Source organism: Bacillus sp. LJBS06 (assembly GCF_016924995.1).
In the GTDB taxonomy this organism is placed as follows: domain Bacteria; phylum Bacillota; class Bacilli; order Bacillales; family Bacillaceae; genus Bacillus; species Bacillus stercoris.
Genome location: NZ_CP070483.1, coordinates 3,119,114 through 3,133,030, shown reverse-complemented (window position 1 = coordinate 3,133,030; position 13,917 = coordinate 3,119,114). Strand labels below are relative to the sequence as shown.

The window sequence follows — 13,917 nt, the reverse complement described above, 5'->3', positions numbered from 1 at the left end:
ATGAAAACATTATACCGTTATGGAGGGACAAGCAATGACGCATGTACGCTTTGACTACTCAAAAGCGTTGACTTTCTTCAACGAACATGAACTTACATACCTGCGGGACTTTGTAAAAACTGCACACCATAATATCCATGAAAAAACAGGCGCGGGCAGCGATTTTCTAGGCTGGGTGGACCTCCCTGAACATTATGATAAAGAAGAATTCGCGCGCATCAAAAAAAGCGCGGAAAAAATCAAATCTGACTCTGATGTATTGCTTGTTGTCGGCATCGGCGGTTCTTACCTTGGGGCGCGGGCAGCGATTGAAGCGCTGAATCACGCGTTTTATAACACTTTGCCAAAAGCAAAACGCGGCAATCCGCAAGTCATTTTTATCGGAAACAACATTAGTTCATCTTATATGAGAGACGTCATGGATCTTCTTGAAGATGTTGACTTCTCTATTAATGTCATTTCTAAATCAGGCACGACAACTGAACCTGCAATCGCTTTCCGTATTTTCCGCAAGCTTCTTGAAGAGAAATACGGTAAAGAAGAAGCGAAAGCGCGGATTTATGCAACAACAGATAAAGAGCGCGGCGCATTAAAAACGCTTTCTAACGAAGAAGGCTTCGAATCATTCGTTATCCCTGACGATGTCGGCGGCCGTTATTCAGTCTTAACAGCTGTAGGCCTCTTGCCGATTGCTGTCAGCGGCGTCAACATTGACGACATGATGAAAGGCGCCTTGGATGCGAGCAAAGATTTTGCAACATCTGAACTGGAAGATAACCCTGCATACCAATATGCGGTTGTTCGCAATGTCCTTTATAACAAAGGCAAAACGATCGAAATGCTCATCAACTACGAACCAGCGCTTCAATATTTTGCGGAATGGTGGAAGCAGCTGTTCGGAGAAAGTGAAGGGAAAGATGAGAAGGGCATTTATCCTTCTTCAGCCAACTATTCAACAGACCTTCATTCTTTAGGCCAGTATGTACAAGAAGGCCGCAGAGATTTATTCGAAACGGTGCTGAACGTAGAGAAACCTAAACATGAACTGACAATCGAGGAAGCGGATAACGATCTTGACGGCTTGAACTATTTAGCCGGTAAAACGGTTGATTTCGTTAACAAGAAAGCATTCCAGGGCACAATGCTTGCCCATACTGACGGAAATGTTCCGAACTTAATCGTTAACATTCCTGAGCTGAATGCATATACTTTTGGATACCTTGTATATTTCTTCGAAAAAGCCTGCGCGATGAGCGGTTACCTTCTTGGCGTCAATCCGTTTGACCAGCCTGGTGTAGAAGCGTACAAAGTCAATATGTTTGCATTGCTTGGCAAACCTGGCTTTGAAGAGAAAAAAGCAGAGCTTGAAAAACGTCTGGAAGATTAATGTGACAAAGCTGACTGGCATATTGCCGGTCGGCTTTTTATAAAATCAGAAAGGTGCTGATGTTCATGAAACAAGTGGTTAAACATCTCATCATTGCCGGCTTTTCTGCAGCTCTTTTAAGTATCCTTATCTCCTTTGATGCTGTGTATACAGATGTTTCTTCAAGCTTTGGCGGCACGCTGTCACATTTTTTCATCCACGCCTTTCTTCTCGTTGGTTTGCCGCTTGCGCTTTTTACCGATGCGGTACATCGGATTTTGCATTTAAAACGAACCCATACTCTTTTCACTAAATTAGGACTCTATGCAACGGTTGTTTATGTGTCTTGGGATTCAGCTGCAGGGCTTGCTGCGGCAATGGCTGTTTACTTCTTGATTGAATGCGCTTTCTTTTTTGTTGGACGCGCGAAAGAAACAACGATTTCCATGTAGGCGCCTCTGAATGAAGTCTTGTTCGGCAGGACAGGATAAGTGAAAAAGGGGCATTTTGATGATACCAATACCTTCAGCGATAGATGGGCAGTCTTTTCTGCTTCAAGAACTGGAACAAGTGATGAAGCCGCTCGGTTATGTGATAAACGGCGGCTGGGAATACGATCATGGCTACTTTGATTATAAAATTGATGATAGAGACGGCTATTTATTTTTGAGAATTCCTGTCAATGCGGTACAGGGCAGTCTCGATGAACGCGGGGCGGCCGTCCGGATCGGTACGCCGTTTATGCTGAGACAGGTGTTTCAGACGGATGTTGATGATCAAGCCGAGGGAGGGCCTTTCCAATCACTGTTTAATCAATTTTCCGAACCGGAAAGGCGGGACGCGGAAATTGATCCGGCATTTTTGGATATCGGCGTCTCTCTCGTAAAAGAATTGGAGGATGTTCTGCTGCATTAGATGGCAAGGAATTGGTCTGTTTCGAGTACCGTGTATGTAAGAGGAGGGGAAATCATCGGCCCCTCCTCTTTTTGTACACCTATAATTGTTTTGTTGTGATCCAGGAAATAGAGAACGCAGGTTTTGTAAGCCGCTCCCTTTAGTTCATCAGGAACAGCAAGAAGCTCTGCATGCTGGTCGAGCGGCAGCTTAATTCCGTTCTGCTGTTTCGACGGCCGTAATTTGACTTGGTAATGCTGCAGCATCGCCCGGCTGATAAACTCTGATGTTCCGATGATTTGGTTTGCGCCTGCCCGCTCCGCATTAGTGACAAAACGGTCAGTCAAAATCTCGACGATGCAGTAAGCAAGGGGATTAAGCCCTTTCACAGATAAAAGAGTCAGCACTGACAGCATATCTGCTTCAGTTTCACTTTTATACTGATCGGCTGTAATCATCACTGATTCCGCTTCAGTAATATTGGCCCGTTTCAGTGTCTCGTCATCGGCAGCGTGCCCGCGTATGAAATGGACGTTTTCGATCAGCGGGCCTTCTGTTAAAGATTCATCGATTAGCACGACTGTTTTGGAAGGGGCCGCAAGCTGAAGGTCCTTCAAAAGCCGGTTTGTTTTTTCATTCCACCCGATCAGAATGACGTGGCCCCGGCCTTTGTAAGCAACTTTTCCTTCGATGTAGCGGTGCTGTCTGCTGAATGCGGCCGCTGATAACGTTGCGAAATATGCAGTGACAAAGCTTGCGCCGCTCAAAATCAGCAGAATTCCAGCTGCCTGACCCAGCGGCGTGTGCGGCACATAGTCTCCATAACCGACTGTCGAAACCGTAACGACAGCCCACCAAATGCCTTCAAATACCGAAGTAAACTGCTTCGGCTCAAGTATATAAATGATTTGGCCGAACAAAAGAATCAGACATAAAATAATAACCCCGATTCGGATAAATAACGGCCATCTAAGCCATGAAATAAATATCCGATTTGATTTCATTCTTTTTCTCCTTCTTCAGATACTGAAATGGATAAAATTTGTTTAATGATTGTATTTAATTTCTCATTTAGCTTTTCCTGGCCGTACATATCTCGAGCCTGCTTCATTAACTCGGCTGTATCGTCGTCAAGCTGAATAAGCGGCTCATCAATTTCTGATTCATTATAAAGCTGAATAAACGCGTCCAATCCTTCATTCATCCGGTCGATTGCTGTGCTCAGCTGTTCCTTTTCCTCACTCGTTACTTTCATAGCTTCCATCACACCCGTGCTTTTTTCTAACAGTATGTCCCACTTCCGATGATGTTTTTCAAAAAATGAACAAAACATATAAAAACGGATTTCTCCATAAACTAAAACAAAAAGGATGAAAAAGATGACGATCTTTCAAAGAACGATCGTGGTTTTGATCGGTACGCAGCTGGCGGCATCCGCGGTGATTTTGTTTATTTTCGATTTAAACTCATATAATCACTTTTCCGGCAGCTTCTCCTGGCTTCATTTTCTGAAAGAACTGGCCGGCAGTTTCGCCTTGTATTTGTTTTCAGCAGGTCTGTTCTTTTTGCTGATTGGATTGTGTGCTCCGAGCCGGAAGAAAAAGCGCATTTCTGTACACGGGAAAGAAAACTCATTAAAATAATCGTAATAGAGAAATGATCATGGAAAAAGGATGATGAAAAATGCTGTTTATATTTTTAACAATAGCCGCATTGGGATTGTCGTTTTGGGCACAATTTAAAGTGAAGAGCAACTTTGAAAAATATTCAAAAGTGGAAGCCTCAAGCGGACGTACAGGGGCAGAAACAGCAAGACGGATTTTAGATATAAACGGTCTTTACGACGTGCCGGTCGAACCGGTAAGAGGCACTTTAACAGACCATTACGACCCGACAAGACGGGTGGTGCGTTTATCTGAGCCGGTCTATTACGGCCGCTCAATTTCCGCCATATCCGTAGCTTCCCATGAAGTCGGACATGCCTTGCAGCATCAGGAGTCATATGGTGCGCTTGTGATAAGACATAAAATCTTCCCAGTCGTGAATTTTGCATCCGGTGTAGCTCCTTTGCTTTTCTTAGGAGGCATGCTTCTCGGAAGCCTGAATTTGATCGGGCTTGGCATCATATTATTTTCAGCGGCTGTCTTTTTCCAGCTGATTACATTGCCTGTCGAATTCAATGCAAGCTCACGCGCGAAGCAGATTATTGTGTCAGAAGGATTTATCCGAAACAATGAAGAAAATGGGGTAAATAAAGTGCTGAGCGCTGCTGCCTTAACGTATGTGGCCGCGGCCCTGGTTTCCCTGTTTGAACTTCTTCGTTTTGTGATGATCTTCTTAAACGGTCGTGATGAGAATTAACGTTAAGGAGGTGGCCCCTTACCATTTATGGTAAGGGCTTTTTTTGCTTATTTTACAATTGATCGCCATTTTTGTTTTGATTGGCATTACGGCTGTTTTCGTTGCAGCGGAATTTGCGATCGTCAAAATCAGAGGTTCAAAAATCAATCAGCTCATCGAAAGCGGTGACAGCCGGGCGCTGGCCGCACATAAAATCATCTCCAATCTTGACGAGTATTTATCAGCCTGCCAACTCGGGATTACGATTACAGCACTCGGCCTTGGATGGCTTGGTGAACCTACATTTGAACGTTTTCTTCATCCCTTATTTACAATGACAGGCATGCCGGAACCGTTTAATCACATTGTCACATTTGTAGTTGCATTTATTATCGTCACTTTTTTGCATGTGGTGATGGGGGAGCTTGCCCCGAAAACGGTTTCTATTCAAAAAGCTGAAGCTGTAAGCTTATGGATTGCAAAGCCGCTCATCTGGTTTTATAAAATCACGTACCCGTTTATTAAGGCATTAAACGGCTCTGCAAGCTTTCTTGTGAAGTTGTTTGGCTTTCATTCAGTAAAGGAGCACGAGGTTGTCATCAGCGAAGAGGAACTAAGGCTGATTCTTTCAGAAAGCTATGAAAAGGGAGAAATCAATCAGTCTGAATTCCGCTATGTAAATAAAATTTTTGAATTCGACAACCGGGTAGCGAGAGAGATTATGATTCCGCGGACAGAAATTGCCGTCATCTCTCTTGAGCAGTCGCTTGAAGAGGCGATTCATCACATCATTAATGAACGATATACACGCTACCCTGTCATCAAAGATGACAAGGATCATATTTTAGGGATCATCAACAGCAAAGATATGTTTAAAGCTTATTTTCTCGGCCAGCCGATAAAGCTGGAGCAAATCATGAGGCCCGTTATCAGGGTCATTGAAAGCATTCCTGTTCAGCAGCTGTTAATCCGCATGCAGAAGGAGCGGATTCACATGGCGATTCTCGTAGATGAATATGGGGGAACGGCGGGACTTGTCACTGTCGAGGATATTATCGAGGAAATCGTCGGGGAAATTCGCGATGAGTATGATCAGGATGAAACACCGCACATCCTGAAAAAGGGCGAGCACCATTATGTGATGGATGGAAAAGCGTTAATAGACGAAGTAAATGACCTGCTCGACATTGCGATTGAAAATGAAGAGATTGATACGATTGCAGGCTGGCTTCTAACGCAAAAAATGGAGCTGAAAGCAGGAGACGTCATACACGCGGAAGGCTGTGAATTTAAAATCCTCGACGCCGAAGATCATCACATCCGTTTTGTAGAAATAAAAAAAACCGAATTTTGATAAAAAACAGCCGGGAACGAACGGCTGTTTTTTGTGTCATCAAAGTCATTTCTTAAAAAGCAATGCTGTGAAGCCTTTTTTCTACATAGGATATATAAGACCGGTACACTGGGAAGGAGTGGCTGTATGAAAAAGGCTTGGTGGAAGGAAGCGGTTGTTTACCAAATTTACCCCCGCAGTTTTAAAGATTCAAATGGTGACGGAATCGGGGATATTCAAGGAATCAGATCTAAACTTTCTTACATAAAAGAGCTGGGCGCTGACGTCCTTTGGATTTGCCCGCTGTATGATTCACCGAATGCCGATAATGGCTATGATATTAGGGATTATCAAAACATATTAAACGATTTTGGCACCATGACAGATTTTGACGAGCTTCTTGGTGACATTCATGATCTGGGCATGAAGCTGATTATGGATCTCGTTGTGAACCATACAAGCGACGAACATCCATGGTTCATAGAATCCCGTTCATCTATACACTCGGATAAGCGCAACTGGTATATTTGGAAAGACGGCAAAAACGGAAAAGCACCGAACAATTGGGAAAGCATTTTCGGCGGGCCGGCTTGGGAGTATGATCAAAAGACAGGCCAGTACTATCTTCACCTTTTTGATAAAAAACAGCCTGATTTGAATTGGGAAAATGAAAAGGTGAGGAATGCCGTTTATGACATGATCAATTGGTGGCTTGATAAAGGAATTGACGGATTTCGGGTGGATGCCATTACGCATATTAAGAAAAAAGAAGGGCTTCCCGACATGCCGAATCCAAAGGGACTGGATTATGTTCCTTCCTTTCCTTATCATATGAATGCTCACGGCATTATGGATTTGTTAACAGAGCTGAAGGAAAACATATTTTCCCGCTATCCGATTATGACGGTCGGCGAGGCAAACGGCGTCTCTGCAAAGGAAGCTGCTGATTGGGCTGGAGAAAAAAACGGCATATTCAACATGATTTTTCAATTTGAGCATCTTGGCCTGTGGGATGTAGAGATCGATGAAAGCATTGATATTGCCTCATTTAAACGAATTTTAACTGACTGGCAGGACAGTCTTGAAGGAATTGGCTGGAATGCTTTGTTTATGGAGAATCACGACCAGCCCCGTTCAGTTTCTGTCTGGGGAGACGACGGAGTGTACCTGAAAGAAAGTGCAAAAGCGCTGGCTGCTGTTTATTTTCTCATGAAAGGCACGCCGTTTATTTATCAAGGACAGGAACTCGGGATGACGAACGTGGCATTTCCGTCTATTGAGGACTATGATGATGTCGCAATGAAACGCCTCTATAAAACAAAAATAGCGAAAGGCGCATCACACGAGGACGCGATGAAGGTTGTCTGGAAAAAGGGAAGAGACAATTCACGAACACCTATGCAATGGAACGCAGATCCATACGCCGGATTTTCTGAGGCCAAGCCGTGGATCGGAGTCAATGAGAATTACAAATGGCTGAATGCTGAGGCGCAAAAAAACGATAATACATCCGTTTACCATTTTTACAAAAGCTTGATCAAGCTGCGCCAAACATATGATGTTTTTATCAACGGCACATACGAGCTCATTTTACCGGAAGATCAGCAAATCTTTGCATATCTTCGAAAAAACGAGAGCCACACTGCACTGATTGCAGCCAATCTGACTAGAACACCGGCGTTATTCAAGCAATCTGGATGGCCATTGTCATCAGATGCCCTTGCCTTGTCAAATATTGAAACAGAGCCGCACAAGCATATGACATCAATACTCTTAAAGCCGTATGAGACAAGAATATATCTATGGGGCTAAACTCCAGCCTTAGACTGGAGTTTTTTTGTTTTATCAGGTTTATGAGAGCGGTTTAACAGGAAAAAAAGAACACAGAACGAATTAAGCAAATAGAGCGGACAAACGAAAGGAGAAACAAATGCTGAAAACACTGCAAATCAAGACTTCCAAACGAGATGAAATGATTGATATCACCCGTGAGGTGGATGCGTTTCTTCAAGAAACAGGTGTAACGAGCGGCGCAGCGCTGATTTACTGTCCACATACGACGGCGGGCATTACAATTAATGAAAATGCCGACCCGGACGTCAAAAAAGATATGCTCAGAAGGTTTGATGAGGTATATCCGTGGGAACATGAGCTCGACCGCCACATGGAGGGCAATACAGCTGCACACATGAAGTCGAGTACGGTCGGCGCTTCACAGCATGTCATTGTGGAAAACGGCCGGCTCATTCTTGGAACGTGGCAGGGCATTTATTTCTGCGAATTTGACGGCCCTCGCACCCGGACATGTTATATCAAAATCATGGGGTAGCAGGTTGTTTTTTATGATGAAACATTTTCGCTGACATAAGCGCTGAAAGCCGGAGGGCTCGTCTCACGTAATGAAGGCGCGCTTGACATTCGAATATCTCAGTCCCGACATCTCAAAAAGCAAATCCAGATGTAGATTTAAAAAATTGAAGGGAGCAGACACGGATGCTTTACGGGCCTGCTGACGTGAAGACACTGTTTTGCGAATGTAACTTGATAAAACTGAGGTGACAGATATGAACATTCTTCAATACTCTTATAAAAAAAGAGGGAAAATTGAGTTTGTATTTGAAGGCTGGCCTCACTCAAAAGTTACAATGGCTCCAATCAAAGGCTACTATTTTGTCCGCTTTATCAAATGGAGCAGCCTAGATCCAATCGTGACAAGAAATGACCTTGAAAAAATGGAGTGGGCTGCGAACCAATATTTAGGCACAGCCCCTTTCTATCGAAAACGGAAGGCATTTGAAACCCCATCGTCCCGAAAATAGGCGATGGGGCTTTTTAGCGGACGATGCGGAAAAGAGACGGAACATCCAGTCTGGTCGCCTGAGACAGAAGATAGGCTGACTGTAAGGCTCCTCTTCTCCTAAATGAATTCAGCTTATCAATAATTTGCTGTCCGTTTAAGATTCCAAGACCATGGGCAAAATATTTATCCTCCCCCAGTAAAATCACATTTTCGCCTCTCCATTGGGCTTTTTGCGGATCAAATTCAGGATTCTTAAAATACAAACAATCACCAAGGAAAAAATGATGTCCTGTTTCTGTATATATCGGCAGTTTCTCATAATGCCAATCATATAAAATAATTCTGTCAAAGCTGGCATCGAATTTGTCTTCCCCGATTGTATCGATTAAGGCCAAGTAATAAATAACAACGATTGCGGTTGCGCATTCAAACGCGTAAAAAGGGCCGTTCTCTGCAATGTCCCGAATCGCTTTTGAAGGCGGCATTCTGTATTTCAGCTCCAAGGCGCCCTCCGGTGAAACCCTCCAATACGCTGTATTCCCGTATGTTTTCAAAAAAGTGGCAAACTTCGCCCCGCTTTTGTGCAGTGTCTTTGCCGCTGCGACAATATTCATCCGCAGTTTCAGCTCAAACATCAGTTCAGCAATTGAATGATAATCAAACTGAACAGGCGTCTCAATCATCTCTTTTAAGAGCGGATTCAGATTTTGATCAATCTGCCAATTTTCAATATCCTGGGGACGGAGCAATTGTCCTGATACAATAATCATGTTTAGCCCCCCTTGTTTTTTATAAGATATGCAAAGGGCTTGGGCAATGAAAGCTAAAAAGACTGAAGACTGCCAAAAAGAACTTCTTCCAATTTTTATTTTAAAACTTTTTTAAGCAGCCGATATATACTGTATCAAACCTGAAGGAGCAAGTAGACATGAAGACTTTTATCAATTGGTTGAAGAAACCGTCTATTTCAAAGAAATTAATCGTCTCATTTATTGCGATTCTCATTATCCCTATTCTTATATTAGAATTTAGTTCTTACCGAAGCGCCAGCGGAAAGCTGGATGAGGAAATGATGGGGAATGCGAAAAACAGTGTCGATACATTTAATACAACCGTTACAAATGATCTGGGAGAAAAAGCGAAAGCAGTTACCTTTTTCAGTGAATCTCTTAAAAGATCCGCATTCAAAGGAAAATCGAATCAAGAAGAGATCAAAGCTAAATTTTCACAATACGTATCTATTAATCAGGGCGTAGCCAGAATTTATGGAGGCGCAGATAACGGCACTTACGTACAAGCGCCAAAAGAGACATTGCCGGACGGATACGACCCTAGACAACGCCCTTGGTACCAGGATGCGATGAAGGCCGGCGGTGAAATTGTCGTGACAGATCCTTACGTGGCTGCGAGTGACGGAAGCATGGTCATTACCATTGCACAAGAGCTGAAGGACGGATCAGGCGTTGTCGCCATGGATATTACCATTGATAAATTGTTAGAACAGATGAAACAAATCAAGGTCGGAAAAGAAGGCTATGCTTTCATTGCAACAAAAAACAAAACCTACGTCGCACACAAGAACCATAAGGCTGGAGAAAAGCTGTCAGGCGACTGGGTAGCCAAAATGTATGCGAATGACAGCGGTGAGCTCAAGTACACTCTGAATAACGAAGATAAAAAGATGACCTATACTACAAATGAACTGACTGGTTGGAAAATAGTCGGCACTATGTATATGGATGAAATTAAGGATGCCTCAAAGTCTGTGCTGGTAACGGGCATGATCGTGCTGATTGCCTCCATTGTGGCAGGCGGGATTTTAATTCTGTTTATTGTTCGTTCGATTACAAAACCGTTAAAACGTCTTGTTCAATCATCGAAAACGATCAGCAGAGGGGATCTGACCGAAACGATCGAAATTCATTCAAAGGATGAGCTAGGGGAGCTAGGAGAAAGCTTCAACGAAATGGGACAATCCCTCCGCTCTCTAATCAGCGCAATTCAGGACTCGGTGAACAATGTGGCCGCATCTTCCGAACAGCTTACCGCATCTGCCGGACAGACAAGTAAAGCCACCGAGCATATTACGATGGCGATTGAGCAGTTCTCAAACGGAAACGAAGAGCAAAGTGAAAAGGTTGAATCCAGCTCTCATCAGTTGAACTTAATGAATGAAGGACTCCAGCAAGTCTCACAAACATCGTCAGATATTACAAAGGCGTCTATCCAATCAACGGAAATCGCCGGAACAGGTGAAAAGTTTGTGCAGCAGACAGTCGGCCAAATGAACTCGATTAATCAATCTGTTCAGCAGGCTGAAGCTGTAGTCAAAGGCTTAGAAGGAAAATCAAAAGACATTACAAGCATTTTGAGAGTCATCAACGGCATCGCTGACCAAACAAATTTGCTTGCATTAAACGCGGCTATTGAAGCGGCGCGTGCCGGAGAGTCAGGCCGCGGTTTCTCTGTCGTAGCGGAGGAAGTGCGCAAGCTGGCTGTGCAATCAGCCGATTCAGCAAAAGAAATTGAAAAGCTGATCCAAGAAATTGTCGCAGAGATTGAAACCTCCCTTCACATGTTTAAAGAGGTTAATCAGGAAGTGCAATCCGGACTTATTGTCACAGACAATACAAAAGAAAGCTTCCAGAGCATTTTCAGCATGACAAACGAAATCGCGGGCAAGCTGCAGACGATGAATTCCACCGTCGAGCAGCTGTCAGGCCGTTCACAGCATGTTTCAGCAGCAGTCAGCGGCATTGCAGACGTGTCGAAAGAAAGCTCGGCAAGCATCCAGGACATTGCCGCATCAGCTGAGGAACAGCTTGCTTCCATGGAAGAAATCAGTTCATCAGCGACCACTCTTGCGCAGATGGCAGAAGAGCTTCGCGATCTGACGAAACAATTTAAAATCGAGTAAAAGCCGAAAAACAGCGCTGATCAAGGCGCTGTTTTTTCATGTGGTAAACATTAACAAAGTCCTAGTCTATACGGTGAGTTTTGAACTATTTTTCATTTTTACCTCTATTTTCAATGTAATTTAAAGGAAGTTCTGTCGATATAATTTGTAAATTATTGAAAGAAGGTTCAAAAGGAAATGAAAAAAACACTCACCACTATTCGCAGATCATCAATTGCAAGGAGACTTATCATTTCTTTCCTGCTGATCTTAATTGTCCCGATAACCGCCCTTTCGGTAAGCGCTTATCAATCAGCAGTTTCCTCACTTGATGTACAGATGACGCAAAGCGCCAAGGAAAATGTTCAAATATTAGATCACATTATTGATGATAAAATCAGAACGACTGAAAAGAGCCTCGCGTATTTTAGCGATTGGGCGACGGCAGATAAGTTTCAGGATAAAAAGAAAACAGAGCTGAAACAGGAATTTAAACAATTTATCCAAATGAATGATAATGTCGCTGCGGTATTTTCCAGCAGCAAAGACGGGGAATTCACACGTTATCCGTACGCTGACATGCCAAGTGACTTTAATGCTTTGGAAAGAGATTGGTACAAAGAAGCAATGGACAATAAAGGCAAAACAATAGTCACTGAGCCTTATGAATCGATTTCATCAGGAAAAATGGTCGTCACCATCGCCCGTCAAACAGTGGATGGATCAGGCGTTGTCGCCATTGATATGAAAATTGACGACTTAGTCACTACCGCGAAAGGAATCAATATTGGAAAAGAAGGCTATGCTTTTATCTTGAGCCAAAACAAGAAAGTCATCGCCTACTCTGGAGAAAAAGCAGGAACAGAGCTAAAAGGGGACTGGGTTGATAAGCTTTACAAGGATAAAAGCGGGGACTTTGAATATTCGTACAAAGGCAAAAAGAAAAAAATGGCGTTTGCCACTAGCGAAACAACAGGCTGGAAAATCAGCGGCACGATGTATGCAAACGAGATTCACGATGCTGCAAGCAGGGTTCTGATCATGGCTTCAGTCGTTCTGGCGATTGCCATCGCAGCCGGAATGACGGCGATTTACTTTGTGATTCGATCCATCACAAAGCCATTGGGACGCATTGTCGCATCAGCTGAAAAAATCAGTGAAGGCGATCTGACCGAAACGATTGAAATCAATTCAAAAGATGAACTTGGCGTTCTAAGCGAGAGCTTCAATCATATGGCACACTCACTTCGCTCGCTCATTCACGGAATCAAAGACTCAGTAGAACACGTTGCCTCATCGTCCGAAGAGCTGACTGCATCGGCAGACCAGACAAGCAAAGCCACTGAGCACATTACGATGGCTATCGAGCAATTTTCAAACGGGAGCGAAAGCCAAAGCGAGAAAATAGAAACGACAACTGAACAAATTAATGAAATGAATGACGGATTGGCAGAGCTGGCGCGGGCGGCCGCAGTGATTACAGAGACATCAGCAGATTCAACCGAAGTGTCAAGTAAAGGGGAGACACTCGTCCAGAAAACAGCCGGCCAAATGAACACAATTGACCATTCTGTAAAAGCAGCGGAACAAGTGGTGAAAGGGCTGGAGATCAAATCAAAGGATATCACAAATATTTTGCGTGTTATCAACGGTATTGCGGATCAAACCAATCTTTTGGCCTTAAATGCCGCTATTGAAGCTGCCAGAGCGGGTGAATATGGCCGGGGCTTCTCAGTCGTCGCTGAGGAAGTGAGAAAGCTCGCGGTACAGTCGGCTGACTCGGCAAAAGAAATTGAATCGCTGATCAGTGAAATAGTAAAAGAAGTCCACACATCATTGAACGTGCTTCAGTCCGTAAACAAAGAAGTTGAAACAGGGCTTGTCATGACGGACGAAACAAAGCAGAGCTTCAAACATATCTCGCAAATGACCAATCAGATTGCTTCCGAGCTGCAAAACATGAATGCGACGGTTGAGGAGCTGTCGGCGGGAGCACAAGAAATTTCCGCAGCTTCAAATGATATCACAGCCATTTCTAAGGCAAGCTCGGACGGTATCCAAGATATCGCCGCTTCAGCTGAGGAACAGCTGGCATCCATGGAGGAGATCAGTTCATCAGCACTGACGCTTGAAAGAATGTCTGAAGGACTCCGTGATCTGACAAAACGATTTAAGGTAGATAAATAATAGGTCTAAAAGACTATCTATTTATGGGAAATTAGTTACTTTTGTTAAATTTCTTCTTTTTTGCTGTATATATTTACCCATTTCCAGCCGATATGAAGGGT

Annotated in this window: 14 protein-coding genes and 1 pseudogene; 12 read left to right on the top strand and 3 right to left on the bottom strand. The window is 43.7% G+C overall.

The window, feature by feature from the left end; genetic code table 11:
- Positions 1-34: 34 nt before the first annotated feature.
- From JQX68_RS15975 to JQX68_RS15965, 3 genes are read left to right on the top strand one after another with little or no spacing between them, the layout of a single operon-like run.
- Positions 35-1,387, top strand: coding sequence for a glucose-6-phosphate isomerase (locus tag JQX68_RS15975; protein ID WP_003243401.1), 1,353 nt, complete (start codon positions 35-37; stop codon positions 1,385-1,387).
- Positions 1,388-1,446: 59 nt separating this feature from the next.
- Complete coding sequence (locus JQX68_RS15970) at positions 1,447-1,818, top strand: hypothetical protein (protein ID WP_069150207.1); 372 nt, start codon at positions 1,447-1,449, stop codon at positions 1,816-1,818.
- A 58-nt stretch (positions 1,819-1,876) separates the two neighbouring features.
- A complete protein-coding gene (locus JQX68_RS15965; protein WP_147772461.1) occupies positions 1,877-2,281 on the top strand; it encodes a YugN-like family protein in 405 nt (134 codons plus the stop codon).
- Here the strand turns inward: JQX68_RS15965 and kbfO are convergent.
- Together kbfO and mstX are read right to left on the bottom strand one after the other, a co-directional pair.
- Positions 2,278-3,264: a potassium channel protein KbfO gene (gene kbfO, locus JQX68_RS15960; protein WP_147772460.1), complete on the bottom strand. Its 987-nt coding sequence runs from the start codon at positions 3,262-3,264 to the stop codon at positions 2,278-2,280. The two genes, JQX68_RS15965 and kbfO, sit on opposite strands and share 4 nt — an antisense overlap.
- Positions 3,261-3,593, bottom strand: coding sequence for a biofilm formation protein MstX (gene mstX / locus JQX68_RS15955; protein WP_014665158.1), 333 nt, complete (start codon positions 3,591-3,593; stop codon positions 3,261-3,263). The genes kbfO and mstX overlap by 4 nt, the downstream gene beginning before the upstream one ends.
- Positions 3,594-3,639: 46 nt before the next feature.
- Here mstX and JQX68_RS15950 point away from each other — a divergent pair, with 46 nt between their 5' ends.
- From JQX68_RS15950 to JQX68_RS15920, 7 genes and pseudogenes are all read left to right on the top strand, one after another.
- Complete coding sequence (locus JQX68_RS15950; protein WP_014665157.1) at positions 3,640-3,903, top strand: YuzI family membrane protein; 264 nt, start codon at positions 3,640-3,642, stop codon at positions 3,901-3,903.
- Between the two features lie 40 nt (positions 3,904-3,943).
- Positions 3,944-4,621 carry a zinc metallopeptidase gene (locus JQX68_RS15945; RefSeq protein ID WP_014477803.1) on the top strand — a complete coding sequence of 226 codons (678 nt, stop codon included), beginning with the start codon at positions 3,944-3,946 and terminating at the stop codon, positions 4,619-4,621.
- Positions 4,622-4,664: 43 nt separating this feature from the next.
- Positions 4,665-5,954: a hemolysin family protein gene (locus tag JQX68_RS15940; RefSeq protein ID WP_147772459.1), complete on the top strand. Its 1,290-nt coding sequence runs from the start codon at positions 4,665-4,667 to the stop codon at positions 5,952-5,954.
- 126 nt (positions 5,955-6,080) lie between these two features.
- Positions 6,081-7,745 (top strand): glycoside hydrolase family 13 protein, encoded by a 1,665-nt coding sequence (locus JQX68_RS15935; RefSeq protein ID WP_147772458.1) that lies wholly within the window; start codon positions 6,081-6,083, stop codon positions 7,743-7,745.
- Positions 7,746-7,770: 25 nt separating this feature from the next.
- Positions 7,771-7,904 (top strand): annotated as a pseudogene (locus tag JQX68_RS15930) (hypothetical protein).
- Positions 7,864-8,262 carry a secondary thiamine-phosphate synthase enzyme YjbQ gene (locus JQX68_RS15925; protein WP_014665154.1) on the top strand — a complete coding sequence of 133 codons (399 nt, stop codon included), beginning with the start codon at positions 7,864-7,866 and terminating at the stop codon, positions 8,260-8,262. Before JQX68_RS15930 ends, JQX68_RS15925 begins: the two are co-directional and overlap by 41 nt.
- A 235-nt stretch (positions 8,263-8,497) precedes the next feature.
- Positions 8,498-8,752, top strand: coding sequence for a hypothetical protein (locus tag JQX68_RS15920; protein WP_014665153.1), 255 nt, complete (start codon positions 8,498-8,500; stop codon positions 8,750-8,752).
- 13 nt (positions 8,753-8,765) lie between these two features.
- On the opposite strand, the gene JQX68_RS15915 is transcribed toward JQX68_RS15920, so the two are convergent.
- The gene (locus tag JQX68_RS15915; RefSeq protein ID WP_014665152.1) at positions 8,766-9,503 is read right to left on the bottom strand and encodes a protein-glutamine gamma-glutamyltransferase; all 738 of its coding nucleotides are present in this window, start codon (positions 9,501-9,503) and stop codon (positions 8,766-8,768) included.
- A gap of 158 nt (positions 9,504-9,661) precedes the next feature.
- On the opposite strand from JQX68_RS15915, the gene mcpB reads away from it, so the two are divergent.
- The gene (mcpB, locus tag JQX68_RS15910) at positions 9,662-11,650 is read left to right on the top strand and encodes a methyl-accepting chemotaxis protein McpB (protein ID WP_147772457.1); all 1,989 of its coding nucleotides are present in this window, start codon (positions 9,662-9,664) and stop codon (positions 11,648-11,650) included.
- A gap of 177 nt (positions 11,651-11,827) precedes the next feature.
- Positions 11,828-13,816 carry a methyl-accepting chemotaxis protein TlpA gene (gene tlpA / locus JQX68_RS15905; protein WP_147772456.1) on the top strand — a complete coding sequence of 663 codons (1,989 nt, stop codon included), beginning with the start codon at positions 11,828-11,830 and terminating at the stop codon, positions 13,814-13,816.
- Positions 13,817-13,917: the final 101 nt, after the last annotated feature.